Source organism: Bizionia sediminis, assembly GCF_042684585.1.
GTDB classification, from domain to species: Bacteria; Bacteroidota; Bacteroidia; order Flavobacteriales; family Flavobacteriaceae; genus Algorimicrobium; species Algorimicrobium sediminis.
Genome location: NZ_JBHULS010000004.1, coordinates 115364 through 131940, shown reverse-complemented (window position 1 = coordinate 131940; position 16577 = coordinate 115364). Strand labels below are relative to the sequence as shown.

General features: G+C 36.1%; 13 protein-coding genes. 10 read left to right on the top strand and 3 right to left on the bottom strand.

Translation table 11 applies throughout. The features are described from left to right. Positions 1-57 precede the first annotated feature (57 nt). From ACFSQP_RS10300 to ACFSQP_RS10280, 5 genes are all read left to right on the top strand, one after another. Positions 58-702, top strand: a complete 645-nt coding sequence (locus tag ACFSQP_RS10300; RefSeq protein WP_376894101.1) for a response regulator — start codon at positions 58-60, stop codon at positions 700-702. 193 nt (positions 703-895) lie between these two features. Continuing rightward, positions 896-3724 carry an excinuclease ABC subunit UvrA gene (uvrA, locus tag ACFSQP_RS10295; RefSeq protein WP_376894099.1) on the top strand — a complete coding sequence of 943 codons (2829 nt, stop codon included), beginning with the start codon at positions 896-898 and terminating at the stop codon, positions 3722-3724. Positions 3725-3849: 125 nt separating this feature from the next. Further along, complete coding sequence (locus tag ACFSQP_RS10290; RefSeq protein ID WP_376894097.1) at positions 3850-4539, top strand: LOG family protein; 690 nt, start codon at positions 3850-3852, stop codon at positions 4537-4539. 22 nt (positions 4540-4561) lie between these two features. Next, complete coding sequence (locus ACFSQP_RS10285) at positions 4562-5845, top strand: endonuclease/exonuclease/phosphatase family protein (RefSeq protein WP_376894095.1); 1284 nt, start codon at positions 4562-4564, stop codon at positions 5843-5845. Continuing rightward, the gene (locus ACFSQP_RS10280) at positions 5842-8679 is read left to right on the top strand and encodes a metalloprotease (RefSeq protein WP_376894093.1); all 2838 of its coding nucleotides are present in this window, start codon (positions 5842-5844) and stop codon (positions 8677-8679) included. Before ACFSQP_RS10285 ends, ACFSQP_RS10280 begins: the two co-directional genes overlap by 4 nt. A 21-nt stretch (positions 8680-8700) precedes the next feature. On the opposite strand, the gene ACFSQP_RS10275 is transcribed toward ACFSQP_RS10280, so the two are convergent. Then, the gene (locus tag ACFSQP_RS10275) at positions 8701-9213 is read right to left on the bottom strand and encodes a hypothetical protein (RefSeq protein ID WP_376894091.1); all 513 of its coding nucleotides are present in this window, start codon (positions 9211-9213) and stop codon (positions 8701-8703) included. A 445-nt stretch (positions 9214-9658) separates the two neighbouring features. On the opposite strand from ACFSQP_RS10275, the gene ACFSQP_RS10270 reads away from it, so the two are divergent. From ACFSQP_RS10270 to ACFSQP_RS10260, 3 genes are all read left to right on the top strand, one after another. Next, positions 9659-12070, top strand: a complete 2412-nt coding sequence (locus ACFSQP_RS10270) for an alpha-ketoacid dehydrogenase subunit alpha/beta (RefSeq protein ID WP_376894089.1) — start codon at positions 9659-9661, stop codon at positions 12068-12070. Between the two features lie 141 nt (positions 12071-12211). Then, a complete protein-coding gene (locus ACFSQP_RS10265; RefSeq protein ID WP_376894087.1) occupies positions 12212-12589 on the top strand; it encodes a DoxX family protein in 378 nt (125 codons plus the stop codon). 33 nt (positions 12590-12622) lie between these two features. Beyond that, on the top strand, positions 12623-13099 hold the full coding sequence (locus ACFSQP_RS10260; RefSeq protein WP_376894085.1) for a hypothetical protein: 477 nt from the start codon (positions 12623-12625) through the stop codon (positions 13097-13099). Positions 13100-13162: 63 nt separating this feature from the next. Here ACFSQP_RS10260 and ACFSQP_RS10255 read toward each other — a convergent pair whose 3' ends face one another. After that, on the bottom strand, positions 13163-13723 hold the full coding sequence (locus ACFSQP_RS10255) for a type 1 glutamine amidotransferase domain-containing protein (RefSeq protein ID WP_376894083.1): 561 nt from the start codon (positions 13721-13723) through the stop codon (positions 13163-13165). Positions 13724-13851: 128 nt separating this feature from the next. Continuing rightward, on the bottom strand, positions 13852-14856 hold the full coding sequence (gene holA / locus ACFSQP_RS10250; RefSeq protein WP_376894330.1) for a DNA polymerase III subunit delta: 1005 nt from the start codon (positions 14854-14856) through the stop codon (positions 13852-13854). Between the two features lie 103 nt (positions 14857-14959). On the opposite strand from holA, the gene ACFSQP_RS10245 reads away from it, so the two are divergent. Then, a complete protein-coding gene (locus tag ACFSQP_RS10245; RefSeq protein WP_376894081.1) occupies positions 14960-15406 on the top strand; it encodes a type I restriction enzyme HsdR N-terminal domain-containing protein in 447 nt (148 codons plus the stop codon). 82 nt (positions 15407-15488) lie between these two features. Continuing rightward, the gene (locus tag ACFSQP_RS10240; RefSeq protein ID WP_376894079.1) at positions 15489-16469 is read left to right on the top strand and encodes a glycosyltransferase; all 981 of its coding nucleotides are present in this window, start codon (positions 15489-15491) and stop codon (positions 16467-16469) included. Positions 16470-16577 lie beyond the last annotated feature (108 nt).

Here is a 16577-nt window from a genome sequence, read left to right as displayed (position 1 = left end):
AACAGTATTTAGTTTTATTTTTGTAATAAATAAACCGTACCGAAACTTGTTTTCATAATGACGCCGAAAAAAGATATAACACTTGTTATTGCAGAGGATCACCCTTTAATGCTTAAGGGCTTGCATCAGGAATTGGAACAGGCAGGATACACCGTGCTCAAAACAGCACAAAATGGTGCAGAGGCACTGGAGGTTATTAAACTGATGGAACCAAAAATTGCCTTATTGGATATAGAAATGCCCAATATAAATGGGTTTGAAGTTATTGCAGCCTGCCAACAAGAAGACCGGTTACCCACGCGCTTTATTGTTATGACGTATCACAAACTTAAAAGTTTTGTAGCACAAGCAAAAAAACTGGAAGTACCGGGCTATTTGTTAAAAGAAGACAGTTTTAAAGAAATAGACCAGTGTATTCAAGCAGTTATGGCGGGCAATACACATTACAGTTCTTCGTTGGGAAATGCATTTGAAAGCAGTGCCGAAAAAGAACTAAAAAAGTACAACCAACTTACCAAATCCGAGCGTAAAATTGTGCAATTAATTGCCGAGGATAAAAGTTCAACGGAAATAGCCGACATCCTTTACGTATCGCCTAGAACGGTTCAAAAACACCGCACAAATATTATTGAAAAACTACAACTAGACCACGGACCCGACAATCTTATTAAATGGGCAAAAGAGTTTAAAGACCTTAAATAACAGGCCTTACCAGCATTTTATTGGCTCATTAGCAGGACATTTTTTACCGGTTTTGGTTAACAATACGTAACTATAGTTTCAGCCTTTTTATAATCTAGCAAGCCGCTATCTATACGCGGTTATAACTTTATATTGTAAAGCATTATCAGTACCTTTGCAAACTGGTTTGTAAATCAGGTTACATTACTAACATATGAGTACATTAGAAGACACCATAGAGGTTCAGGGCGCACGCGTTCACAACCTAAAAAATATAGATATTTCCATTCCACGCGAAAAACTGGTTGTCATTACGGGTTTATCTGGTAGTGGTAAATCGTCTTTGGCTTTCGATACCATTTATGCCGAAGGACAACGCCGTTATATTGAAACCTTTTCGGCTTATGCCCGCCAATTTTTAGGTGGCTTGGAACGTCCAGATGTCGATAAAATTGACGGCCTATCGCCGGTTATTGCCATTGAGCAAAAAACCACCAGCAAATCGCCACGATCCACCGTTGGTACAATAACAGAAATTTACGATTTCTTGCGCTTGCTTTATGCCCGCGCTAGCGATGCCTACAGCTATAACACAGGCGATAAAATGGTAAGCTACAACGACGAGCAAATAAAGCAATTAATAACGGAAAGCTTTCAAGGTAAGCGTATCAATATTCTGGCACCAGTAGTGCGCTCCAGAAAAGGTCATTATCGCGAGCTTTTTGAACAAATAGCGAAACAGGGCTTTGTAAAAGTGCGCACCGACGGCGAAATAAAAGATATTGTACGGGGCATGAAACTGGATAGGTACAAAACCCACGATATAGAAATTGTAATCGATCGGCTTAAAATTGATGGCTCCACGGATAACGATAAACGCTTGTCGGAAACCATTAACACAGCCATGTATCACGGTGACGATGTTTTAATGGTAATTGACCAAGACACGCAAGCGGTACGGTATTTTAGTAGAAACTTAATGTGTCCTAGTTCCGGAATTTCTTACCCCAATCCAGAACCTAATAATTTTTCGTTTAACTCACCTAAAGGTGCTTGTCCTACTTGTAATGGTATTGGTTCGCGTTATCAGGTAAACGAAAATAAAATAATTCCAGATCACTCACTTTCCATTAAAGCGGGTGCATTGGCACCTCACGGTCCGCAAAAATCAGGTTGGATTTTTAAACAATTTGAAACCATTGCACAACGCTATAACTTTTCGCTTACCGATGCCTATAAAGACATTCCAGAGGCAGCTAAAAAAATAATCTTATACGGTGGTAACGAAAAATTTGAAGTAGAAAACAAAGTTTTGGGCGTAACCCGAAGTTATAAAATAGAGTTTGAAGGTGTTGCTAACTTTATAGAAAATCAGTTTGAAAAAGCCGAAACAACCTCCTTAAAACGCTGGGCAAAAGAATACATGGATAAAGTTTTATGTCCAACATGCCAAGGCTCACGCCTGCGTAAAGAATCGTTGTACTTTAAAGTTAACGGGGTAAATATTGCCGAGCTAGCACAAATGGATATTATAGATTTGGCTGCTTGGTTTAAAAAATTACCTGAAACACTAACTAAAAAACAGCTTAAAATTTCAGAAGAAATTCTGAAAGAAATAACAGCAAGAACCCAATTTCTTCTGGATGTTGGATTAGATTATTTATCGTTAAACCGCAGTTCCAAAACACTCTCTGGTGGCGAGGCACAACGCATTCGCCTAGCTACTCAAATTGGGTCGCAGTTAGTAGGTGTGCTTTACATTTTAGACGAACCAAGTATTGGTTTACACCAACGAGATAACGAAAAACTGATAAAATCTTTAATCTCATTACGAAATATTGGCAACTCGGTTATTGTGGTAGAACACGACAAAGATATGATTGAGAATGCCGATTATGTTATAGACATTGGCCCTAAAGCGGGTAAACACGGTGGCGAAATTATAAGTATTGGCACACCAGCTGAATTAAAAACACACCACACCCTAACAGCCGACTATTTAAATGGCAAAAAAGCAATTGAGGTTCCTAAAAAGCGCCGCGAAGGCAATGGCAAAATACTAACCTTAAAGGGCTGCACTGGTAACAACTTAAAAAATGTATCTATAAGCATCCCATTAGGAAAAATGATAGGTGTTACCGGTGTTTCTGGTAGTGGTAAATCCACGTTAATTAACGAAACGTTGTATCCTATTATGAATGCCCATTATTTTAATGGCGTTAAAAAACCCATGCCCTACAAAAGCATTAAAGGTTTGGAACATATAGATAAGGTTATCGATATTAACCAATCGCCTATTGGCCGAACACCACGAAGTAATCCTGCTACCTATACAGGTGTTTTTAGCGAAATACGAAGCTTGTTTGCCAAAATACCAGAAGCCATGATTAGAGGCTACAAACCAGGGCGATTTAGTTTTAATGTAAAGGGCGGACGCTGCGAAACCTGCCAAGGCGGCGGCTTACGTGTTATAGAAATGAACTTTTTACCAGATGTTTATGTTGAGTGCGAAACCTGTCAAGGTAAACGCTTTAACCGAGAAACTTTGGAAATAAGATACAAAGGCAAATCTATTAGCGATGTGCTAAACATGACGATTAATGAAGGGGTTGACTTTTTTGAACACATTCCTAAAATTTATAAAAAACTAAAAACCGTTCAGGATGTTGGTCTGGGCTATATTACACTGGGGCAGCAAAGCACCACCTTGTCTGGCGGCGAAGCACAACGCATTAAATTAGCAACCGAATTAAGCAAACGCGATACCGGAAATACCTTTTACATTCTGGACGAACCTACAACCGGCCTTCATTTTGAAGACATTAGGGTCTTAATGATTGTGTTAAACAAATTGGTTAACAAAGGCAATACGGTTTTAATAATTGAGCATAATTTAGACGTTATAAAAACAGTAGATTATATTATTGATGTAGGACCAGAAGGTGGCAAAGGCGGTGGCCAAATTATAGCAAAAGGCACCCCCGAAGACATTGTAAAGGTTAAAAAAAGTTACACCGCACAATTTCTTAAAAAAGAATTGTAATAAATCGGTTATTTTTACCACCTTGCTTTGTTTTAAACACATATACAATACCAATCCTGTAGTTTTTGGAATAGCACACAAGAATAAGTTCAGGTAAAATCATATTAAAAAAGAGATAAAAAAACATGAGAACAGAACAACATCACAAACGTTGGAATGAAATAAAAACAAACGATTCATGGGCCATTTTTAAAATAATGGGCGAATTTGTTAACGGTTACGAAAAATTAAGTAAAATTGGTCCTTGCGTATCCATTTTTGGTTCCGCTAGAACAAAACCCGAGGATAAATACTATAAATTAGCAGAAGATGTTGCCAGAAAAATTGTAGAACATGGCTACGGCGTTATAACCGGTGGCGGCCCAGGTATTATGGAAGCGGGTAACAAAGGCGCCCATATAGCCGGTGGAACCTCGGTTGGCTTGAATATTGAATTGCCTTTTGAACAACATGACAACCCGTATATAGACGCCGATAAGAGCCTAGATTTCGATTATTTTTTTGTTAGAAAGGTCATGTTTGTTAAGTACTCGCAAGGCTTTGTTGTTATGCCTGGTGGCTTTGGAACTTTAGATGAACTTTTTGAAGCCATTACTTTAATTCAAACTAATAAAATTGAAAAATTTCCAATTATTTTGGTAGGAACCGATTTTTGGTCTGGTTTACTGGATTGGATTAAGGCTTCCGTTTTAGATGGCTTTGCAAACATTAGCCCCAAGGATTTAGACTTAATTCATCTGGTAGATACCGCCGAAGAAGTTATTCCTATTTTAGATAGTTTCTACAAAGAATCTAAACTAACACCAAACTTTTAAAATAGCAACGACGCTGATTTTTATGAGAAAGAAATGGTTATTATTAATGGTTTTAGGTATGTGTTTAATAAACAATGCACATGCCCAAACATCATATAAACTTATGTTTTATAACCTTTTAAACTTTCCTTCAGAAAACACCGTTCCCAATAGGCTGCTTCATTTACAAACCATACTCATGGATTACCAACCAGATATCTTTATGGTTTGCGAGCTTAACAATGAAGCAGCAGCTATTAATATTTTACAAGTATTCCAAGAACGTATAGCTATCGATTTTGAAATGGCTGCGTTTCAATTAAACACCTCGGACGATACCATAGGCGATAGCAATGCCTTTCAAAATATGCTTTTTTATAATGGCTCCAAATTTCAATTGGATAACCAAACCATTATACCAACGTTGTTTAGAGATTTTAACCACTATAAACTGGAGTTACTTGCAACCAATGAATTAGAAAATCGGATTTTTCTAGACGTTATTGTTGGCCATTTAAAAGCATCTAGAGGGGTTGACAACGAAGCACTCCGACTTCGCATGGTAAACGATTTAATGAGCTACTTAAACACCTTTCCAGAAGATAGCCATGTAATATTGGCAGGCGATTTTAATGTTTACACAAGTTCGGAGCCAGCTTTTCAAGCGCTAACAAACCCCAACAATACAATCACGTTTACCGATCCCGCCAACAGCCTTGGCAACTGGCATAATAACGCAAGTTTTGCTTCTGTTTTTACCCAATCTACGCGAACGCGCACAGACTTTGGTGGCAGCTCTGGCGGTATGGACGATCGGTTTGATTTTATGATGACCTCCAGTAACCTAAACCAAACTGGAACAGATTTGTACTACGAACCAGAAACATACCAAGTATATGGCAATAATGGTAACCCAGACTGCTTTAATAAGGCTATAATTAGTCCCGATTGCGATGGAAGCTTGTTTACATACAACATTCGCGAAGCCCTGCACTTATTCAGCGATCATTTACCTGTTACCATGGAAATTTCAACAACATCTGCCCTATCGGTGCCAACATATAGCCAGAAGGTTAACAATCCTATCGAAATTTTAGGATCCAATTATGTTCAAAATAGCTTACAATTAAAAGTAAATGAAACAGTATTAGGTAACAACCAAAACCTTTATATTTACAACACCATTGGGCAACTTATTACGCATGTGCCAGTAACTGCGAGAAATACTTATAACGTTCCCTTAACACATTTATCGGCTGGCATCTATTATATTGTAGGTGCCAATTGGCAGCACATAAAACCATTAAAGTTTATAAAAACACCTTGAAAATAAAGAAACTGTTTGTTAGCGTATTCTTTGCAGGCTTTGTCCTTGGTTTTAGTCAAAATAAAATGGACATTCGTGCCAACTTCAACGTTGAAAAAAGCCAAATTCAAATTTCCCAATTAATCACCTATTATAACAATACGGCAGATACCCTTCAAACTGTTTATTTAAACGATTGGAACCATAGCTTTGCCACAAAAAAAACACCTTTAGCAAAGCGTTTTGCAGAAGAATTTAAAACAGAGTTCCACTTTGCAAAAAATAACGACCGTGGCTACTCGGTAGTCACTTCGGTAACACAAAACAATGAACAAGTAAGTTTTACGCGCATAAAAAATATGATTGATGTGTTGCAAGTAAACCTAACAGAACCTGCATTACCCAATAGTGCTTACACCATACGTTTAAATTACATTGTACAAGTACCCAAGGATAAATTTACACGCTATGGCGTTACTGAAAATGGCGATTTCAATTTACGTTATTGGTATATAACACCCGCTGTTTATAACGGCAATTGGCACTATAGCAGTAATAAGGATTTGGATGATATGTTTGTACCACAGGCTAACATTAACTTGGAAATTACCTGTCCTCCCCATTTTAATATCGAAACCGAACTGGATAGGGTGAGCCTTACCAAAACCAACTCACAACAAGTAGCTGTTTTTACTGGAAAAAACCGTGTTAACTCGAAACTATTCTTAAAGAAAAACAACGATTTTCGAGAAATTGAAACAGATTATTTCACGCTAGTTTCCAATGTAGACGACGAAAACTTAAGCACCTTAAACAAAGTACTTGTAACCGATAATATTGCCAAATTTTTAACCGATAAATTAGGGCCGTATCCGCATAAACGGTTGCTTATTTCGGATATAGATTATCGCAAAAGTCCTATTTACGGATTAAACCTACTACCAAATTTTATAAGGCCATTCCCCGATCATTTTCAGTATGAACTTAAAATTCTTAAAACAGGATTACGCAACTATCTTGAAAATGTTTTGCAACTAAATCCGCGCACAGACCAGTGGCTCATAGATGGTTTGCAAATATATTATTTAATGGCCTATGTGGATGCGTTTTATCCAGATATGAAGTTAGCCGGTACGTTATCTAATTTTTGGGGTTTAAAATCGTTTCATGCTACCCAATTGGATTTTAATGCGCAGTACAGTTTTTTATATCTTCATATGGCGCGCCAACACATAGATCAGCCTTTGCTCATGGAAAAGGATTCTTTGTTAAAATTTAATGAGAATATTGCCAATAAATACAAAGCAGGTATTGGCTTAAAATATGTAGATGCCTATCTTGAGAACGACTCGCTTCCCAAACACCTTAAAACGTTTTTAGAACGCCATCAGAATCAAATTGTAACCACTTCCAGTTTCGAGCGTTTTTTAAAATCCAAAACACACAAAGACTTAAATTGGTTTTTTGGTGATTACCTGGAAACCAATAAATACATGGATTTCAAAATTACGAAAGCTATTAGAAAGGAGGATTCCATTCATGTTACTATAAAAAACAGGCGAAACATGCCTGCTCCTATTTCGCTTTTTGCTTTTAACAACCAAAGTTTAACAACTAAAATTTGGACAGAAACCATAACAGATTCCGCTACAGTGGTCATTCCAGATATGGAAACTACGCGGCTAGTTTTAAATTACGATTATATAGTACCCGAATACAATGTTAGAAACAACACCAAATTACTTACTAAAAAACTTTTTAACAAACCACTGCAAGTTCGTTTATTAAAGGACATTGAGGATCCTGCTTATAATCAGGTATTTTTAATGCCTATTGTAGAATTTAATAATATTTACGATGGCATTGTGTTAGGCGCCAAAGCCTACAACAAATCGGTATTACGGAAGCCTTTTTATTATAAAATAGCACCGCAATATGGCTTAAAATCGAATGCATTAACGGGTTCGGTAAGCCTTAACTACCGCCAATATTTTAATAACACTGCTCATTTATTTCACATAGATTATGGCATTGGAGCAAGTTACGCTAGCTATGCCGAAAATTTGTTTGTTACTAAATATACGCCCGGCGTTCAGTTATCCTTCCGCAATAAGTCTAATTTGCGTTCCAATAAGCGTCAATATTTAAATTTTCGCTATGTTGATATTAATCGCGATACCAACCCTACCACGCCTACAACCACCAGAGACATACAGCCGGATTATGGTGTTTTTAACATGAGGTACCGCCAAATAGATAAAAATTTAGTGAATTTTTCCGCTTGGTTTGTAGACACCCAATTTTCTGAAAAATTCGGAAAAATAGCCCTTAATTATGAGTTCAGAAAATTAACGGAAACCAACAGACAATATAATTTGCGCTTTTTTACTGGTGTTTTTCTGTACAACAAAACCTACCAGGATTCTAATTATTTTAGTTTTGCTTTAGATAGACCAACCGATTATTTATTTGATTATAATTACTACGGTCGCTCGGAAAGTACGGGTTTATTTAGTCAGCAATTAATAATTGCCGAAGGTGGCTTTAAATCGAAATTACAACCTGGCTTTGCGAATCAGTGGTTATCGGCCTTAAATGGTAGTACCACAATTTGGAAATACATTTTAGCTTATGGCGATCTTGGCATGATTAAAAACCATGATAACAGCATTCAAGTATTATACGATACCGGTATTCGTGTTAGTCTTCTGGAAGATTATTTTGAACTTTATTTTCCAGTGTATTCCAATTTAGGTTGGGAAGTTTCACAACCGCAATATGCCGAAAAAATCAGATTTATCGTGACGTTAGATTTTAATACATTATTTGGCTTGTTTACCAGGCGGTGGTATTAAGGTTTAGTTAGTTTAAAGGTTTTATCTTTTTAGTATTTCTTTAAATAGATAAAAGAAACGCTCAATTAATCTTAAATCTTCTGTAATAATTTCAGCAGAACCTCTCATTTCTTGCTTGAAATCTATTTTTTTATTGTACAACGTCATTAATTTTTCTGGAAGTTTTACATCTATTAAATACAAACCATCTTTATCAGGAATTAAAGATATGTTATTAACTATTCCGTTTAAAACTTCAAATTCCGTATCTGGATAATTTTCGAGTTTAATATTTACATGTTGACCTAAATCTTCCCCTGAATGTAAATTATTTCTTTTGCTTTTTGGCATACTTATATCCAAAATGAGTAAATCTAATTTATTTCGCGAAAACTTTTTATCAATCAAATCAAGCGCTTCATCCATTGCTGTGGCTTGAAATATACAGAAAGAAAATTCGGGATTACTTTTAGAAAGTTCTTCTAACGCACGTCTATAAGCGCCAATGATTATGGGATGATCATCCATAATTAAAACATTAATAACTGTATTCATACGATTAATTTTGGGGCTATCAATTGGAAAGCTAGTTTGAGATAGTTATTAAACATACTAATTTTATGCAAAACACATAATTTGCAAGATGTTTCTTCAGTAATTCCTTTAGAAAATTGATTATTAACTAATTACCTAATCACCTATTTTAAAGTGTTTGGTATTTGCATAAGAGCGGCATTTACCCAAAAAACCAGGTTTATTATAACTTTGAATTTTAAAACACTATTAGTTTTAGTTTTATCACATTACTATTAATGGTCTAATTAAGTACCAATTCTTATTTTCACTACAGAATCTGTAACAGAATTTCATTTAATCTGGTTTTATTGAAAACATTTCAGCAAAAACAGGTGTTTTATAAGAATACACTATTTTTATAACACCTTATTGCGTTGTAAATATTAGTTTTAATAATTACCTTTGCAAAAATACCTAGTCACCTATGAAAGCAAACTCTGAAGTAAATAAAGACCTATCTTTTGAAGATTTTAAAACAGAAGTTTTAAACGATTATACCTTGGCCGTAACCTCTCGCGAATGTAGCTTGCTTGGACGCCGTGAAGTACTAACTGGTAAAGCAAAATTTGGAATTTTTGGCGATGGTAAAGAAGTACCTCAATTAGCGATGGCTAAAGCGTTTAAAAATGGCGATTTCCGTTCTGGATATTACCGCGATCAAACATTTATGATGGCTATTGGCGCTTTAAATATCGAGCAGTTTTTTGCGGGTCTTTACGGTAATACCGATTTAAAAGACGAACCTATGTCGGCAGGACGCCAAATGGGTGGTCACTTTTCAACACAGAGTTTAGACGAAAATGGCAATTGGAATAATTTATTAGAGCAAAAAAATTCCAGTGCAGATATTTCACCTACAGCCGGCCAAATGCCTCGTTTACTAGGTTTAGCGCAAGCATCAAAAATTTACAGACATGTAACAGGTATCAATACCACCCATTTTTCTAATAAAGGTAATGAAGTAGCTTGGGGAACTATTGGAAATGCCAGTACCAGTGAAGGCTTATTTTTCGAAACTATAAATGCCGCGGGTGTTTTACAGGTTCCTATGGTTATGAGTGTTTGGGACGATGAATACGGAATTTCTGTACATGCTAAATATCAAACTACTAAAGAAAACATATCAGAAATATTAAAAGGTTTCCAACGTGAAAAAGATCAAAACGGATTTGAAATTTTACGCGTTATGGGTTGGGATTATCCAACTTTAATTGAAACGTACCAAAAAGCAGCAAAAATTGCTCGTGAAGAACATGTGCCTGTTTTAATTCATGTTCAGGAATTAACACAGCCACAAGGTCACTCAACATCTGGTTCGCATGAGCGTTATAAAAATGAAGCGCGCTTGGCTTGGGAAGCAGAATTTGATTGTAATGTAAAATTTCGTGAGTGGATAATAGCTAATAACATTGCAACTGATGATGATTTATCTGCTCTTGAAAAAACAATTAAAAAGCAAGTTCGCGATGGTAAAAAAGCAGCTTGGACGGCATTTTCAAGCCCACTAAAACAGGAGCAAAATGAATTAGTTGCCTTGTTAGAAACCGTTTCTGCTGCTAGTAGCAACCGCGTTTTTATTGATAAACTTAAAAATGATTTGGCTGAAATTTCAGAGCCCATCCGAAAAGATATTTTATCGACAGCCAGAAAAGCGTTACGATATGTGGTGCACGAAACATCGGCGACTAAACAAGAGCTAACTGCTTGGATTACCAATTATACAGATACCATACAACCTAAATACAGTTCGCATTTATATTCGCAATCCAGTAAATCTGCTTTACACATTAAAGAGGTTAAGCCTACTTATAGCGATTCTAGCGAAGATGTAGATGCCCGTTTGGTAATACGTGATAATTTTGATGCTATTTTTAGCAAATATCCGGAAGCGCTTATTTTTGGTGAAGATGCCGGCCATATTGGCGATGTAAACCAAGGTTTAGAAGGCATGCAAGAAAAGTATGGCGAATTGCGCGTATCAGATGCTGGTATTCGTGAGGCTACCATTTTAGGCCAAGGTATTGGTATGGCTATGCGCGGTTTGCGCCCCATTGCTGAAATCCAATATTTAGATTATATTTTGTACGCTTTGCAAATTATGAGCGACGATTTAGCCACCTTGCAATACAGAACAAGAGGTCGCCAAAAAGCGCCTTTAATAATTAGAACCCGTGGGCACAGACTGGAAGGTATTTGGCATTCGGGCTCGCAAATGGGCGGTGTTATGCATTTAATTCGTGGTATTCATGTGTTAGTGCCAAGAAATATGACCAAAGCTGCTGGTTTTTACAATACTTTAATGGAAAGTGATGAACCTGCTTTAATTGTAGAATGTTTAAATGGCTACCGTTTAAAGGAAAAAATGCCGACAAATATTGGTGAATTTAAAACCCCTTTAGGTGTGGTAGAAACCATTCGCGAAGGCGCCGATATTACATTAGTTTCTTACGGATCTACGCTGCGTATTGTAGAGCAAGCCGCTAAAGAACTTCAAGAAGTTGGTATACATGCTGAAATTATTGATATACAGTCGTTATTACCATTCGATATTAATCATGACATTGTAAAAAGTGTAGCAAAAACAAACCGATTAATGGTTATAGATGAAGATGTACCGGGTGGCGCTTCGGCCTTTATTTTAAGCGAAATTTTGGACAAACAAAATGCTTATAAGCACCTAGATAGTAAGCCGGAAACACTAACAGCTAAAGCACACAGACCAGCTTATGGCACGGATGGCGATTATTTCTCTAAACCATCTGTTGAAGATGTTTTTGAAGCCGTTTACAATGTAATGCATGAAGCAAACCCAAGCAGTTTCCCGAAACTTCGTTAAATAACTATGTAACAAACAATACATTAACTAATAAGACCTGTTTTTTTTAATAAAATGAACAGGTCTTTTTCTTTTTTAGTACCTTTAAAAGCGTAAGTAACCCGTATCCTAACGGATTTAAAAATTTTATAAGACAGAATTATGTTTACAAAAAATTACACAGATTTAGCTTTAGCTATTTTAAGAATTGGTATGTCTGGTATGATGTTGGCTCACGGCATACCTAAAATAGAACGTTTGTTTGCAAGCCCCATAGAATTTGGCGATCCATTAGGTTTAGGGCCAACCGTATCCTTAATATTAGCACTTATTGGCGAGGTAGTGGCTCCTTTATTTATAATTGTAGGTTTTAAAACCAAATTGGCTGCTATTCCTGCTGCCATAACCATGGTGGTCGCTGCTTTTATTGTACACCTTCAAGACGACTTTTTTGTTAAAGAAAAAGCACTTTTATATCTGGTTGGCTTTGTAGTCATTTTTCTTGCTGGACCAGGTAAATATGCCTTGGATAAAAAATAAAAAGAAATCCTTCATGCTAATAACCCTTATACTATGAAAGCCGTTTCCGTTACCACCATAAAAAAAGAATTACAGGATAAAACGGATAGCGAATTAATAGCATTGGTTTTAAGATTATCCAAATTTAAAAAAGAAAACAAGGAGCTCCTCACCTATTTATTATTTGAGTCTCATGATGAAGATGCGTACATACAGCTTGTAAAAGCCCATATAAGCCAAGCCTTTTCCGAGATAAATACCACTAGTTATTTTTATATTAAAAAAAGTGTGCGTAAAATTTTACGATTAATAAAAAAATATGCGCGATACTCGTTGAAAAAAGAAACCGAAATAGAGCTTTTATTGCATTTCTGTTCATGTTTAATGAAACTGAAGCCCAGTATTAAAAATAATACAACCTTAACGAATATTTACAATAGCCAAATAACCCGAATAAAAAAAATTGCTGGCAACCTGCACGCCGATTTACAACACGATTATAATTTGGCTTTAAATGAATTAATTGGATAATGTGTAAAACAAAAAACCTTAATAGGTCTGCTATTAAGGTTTTTTAATGGTTTGTGGTTTGTATTAAGCTGTCTGACTGGCGTGTTTACCTTCGTAAACCTCTTCTACCAATTTGGCATTAAACGCAGGTAAATCCTCTGGAGATCTACTTGTTATCAATCCGTTGTCTACCACAACTTCTTCGTCTACCCAGTGTGCACCAGCATTTATAATATCGGTTTTAATGGAATCGTAAGATGTTACTTGTCGTCCTTTTAAAACATCCGCTTCGGCTAATAACCAAGGTGCGTGACAAATGGCTGCAACTGGTTTGTGATTTTCAAAAAACGATTTCACAAAACTCACGGCGTTTTTGTTTTTTCGCAATACGTCTGGATTGATCACGCCGCCAGGTAACATTAAGGCGTTATAATCGCTTTGCGAAACACTGTCCAGCGTTTTGTCAACAGCATACGTTTTACCCCAATTTCCGTCAGTCCACGATTTTATAGTACCCGATTCCAAACTCACAATATCCACATGAGCGCCTGCTTCTTCTAGCGCTTTTTTAGGCGAAATTAATTCACTTTCTTCAAATCCGTTTGTAGCTAAAATGGCTACGCGTTTACTATTTAAATGTTTCATTATATGTATGTTTAAGTTATTAGTTAATACCTTTAGTATACATAATAATAAGCGTTAAACAGAATTTAAAACACTGTTTAACAATTGTTTATAATTTAAATTGGATTTTGTTAAATTTTCAAAAAACACTAATACATAATACGTACTAGCAATTCTTTTAGCAAGTCACCTTGACTAACTGCTTGCGCACCTACACCTTTACTTTTAGCGTCGAAGGTTCTAATATCCGAAATTATAGCACTCACCTTCTTCATAGGATAATTTTTGGCGGCTACAATGTATTCTTCTGTAAAAAAAGGAGAAATCTTTAAGGCTGCCGAAACACTTCTAGGCGATTTGTCGTGTAAACCGTGTAAATGTAAAATGCGACTAAAATAAGTAAACAAGAAACCTATAACCAGCACCATGGGATTCTCTTTAGGGTTTTCTCCAAAATATTTTACAATTTTTAGGGCTTTAACAGTATCTCTGTAAGCAATAGCTTTGTGTAATTCAAAGTTATTGTAATCTTTACTAATACCAATATTTTCTTCAACTAACTCCGGCGTAATTTGTGTGCCTTCTGGTAAAATAATAACCAGTTTATCCAACTCATTACTAATTTTACTCAAGTCCGTACCTAAAAATTCAGTTAGCATAAGGGCCGCCTTTGGGGTAATGCTATAGTTTTTAGCTGCCAAAACACGGTTCATCCAGCTTGGTATTTTGTTTTCGTAAAGCTTGGGACTCTCAAAAACAAGGCCTACTTTTTTTATGGCTTTGTACAGGGCTTTGCGCTTATCAATACTTTTGTATTTATAATTTAAAACCAAAATTGTGGATGGCTGCGGGTTTTTGGTATAGGCCACTAAATTCTCAATGCTCTTATGCAAATCCTGCGCTTCCTTTACAATAATAACTTGGTATTCGGCCATCATAGGAAACCGTTTTGCATGACCAACTATGTCGTCCACGGTAACATCCCGACCGTACAGTACCATTTGGTTAAACCCGCGTTCCTCTTCTGTTAAAACCGTTTCTTGGATATAATTTGAAATTTTATCAATGTAATAAGGCTCCTCGCCCATTAATAAATAAATAGGTTTAAAATACCGTTTCTTTATATCGGCTACCAGTTGTTTAACTTCATCCAAAATTGTTACTATTTTTATTTTATCTGGGTGTTTCAAAAAGCGGGCACAGCGTTTGGTATGTCATTATTGTACCGTAACTTTGGCAAAACTCTAGGTAATACCCATGCAAACACTTAATTTTACGCAGTTTTCGTTTCGTTTCAAAAATAGCGAAAATAAAGTATCTATATTCGATCCCATTCGAAAAAAATTTGTGATTTTGCAACCAGAGGAATGGGTAAGACAGCATTGCCTACAGGTTTTAATGTTGGAGAAAAATTACCCAAAATCACTTATAAATGTAGAAAAAGAATTGCGTGTTAACGGCCTTAAAAAACGTTACGATATTGTGGTGTACAATCCAGATGGAAGTATTCATATTATTGTGGAGTGCAAGGCGCCAAACATTGCTATTAATCAGGGTACATTCGACCAAATTGCGCAATATAACCGCACACTAAACGCCAATTATTTAATGGTAACAAACGGCATAAACCATTATTATTGCATGATGGATTTACAAGCCGAGCGCTATGTTTTTTTAAAGGAGTTACCCAACTATACGCCATAACTAAAAGGATACAAAATAATAAACAAGAATAAACCGGCTTTATAAACACCGCATTACAACCTAGCTTAACAGAATAAAACGTATGAAAATAGCCGTCGTAATTTTAAATTGGAATGGAAAAAAATTATTGGAGCAGTTTTTGCCATCCGTTATAGAATACTCCAATGAGGCTGCTATTTATGTGGCCGACAACGCCTCTACAGATAACTCCATTGCCTTTGTAAAAGCCCATTTTAGCAATGTTACCATTATTGAAAACACTAAAAATGGTGGTTACGCGAAAGGCTATAACGATGCGTTAAAACAAGTTAATGAACCCATTTATTGCCTTCTAAATAGCGACGTACAAGTTACCGCAAACTGGCTGGAACCCATACGTAGCGAATTTGAAAAAAACGCCGATACAGCCATCATTCAACCTAAAATTCTGGATTATAAAAACCCAGATTATTTTGAATATGCTGGAGCTGCTGGCGGCTTTATAGATAAGTTTGGCTACCCGTATTGCCGTGGCCGTGTTTTTAATAGCATTGAAAAAGATACTCAGCAATACAACAACACCAGCACTATTTTTTGGGCCTCTGGAGCTTGTTTTTTTATTCGAAAATCTGTTTTTCAAGCACTTAATGGTTTTGATGAATCCTTTTTTGCCCATATGGAAGAAATCGATTTATGCTGGCGCGCTTTTAATAAAAATTTGAAAGTAGTTTATGTTGGTGGCGCGGAGGTTTATCATGTGGGTGGCGCCACCCTAAACGCTGCCAATCCTAAAAAAACCTATTTAAATTTTAGAAACAGTTTGTATACAGTAACTAAAAATGCGTCAGGAAATTTATTTCTGTTAATTTTTACACGTCTTGTCCTGGACGGTTTGGCTGGTTTTAAGTTTTTGTTTAACCTAAAATTCCTTCATATTGTAGCCATTTTAAAAGCACACCTCGTTTATTATACCCAGCTGCCTAGCTTACTAAAAAAACGCCGATATATAAATAAGAAGCCAGGATATTACCAAACAAAATCCATAGTTTGGGACGTATACGTGAAACAAAAGCACAAAGCCTGAAGCAAACCAAGATACAATTGCCAAACTTATGAATTTAGATGGCTAAAATACACCCTTACTTTATTTAATAAATTAATAATGAACCGCTTACAAATTTGTTAAAGTTTT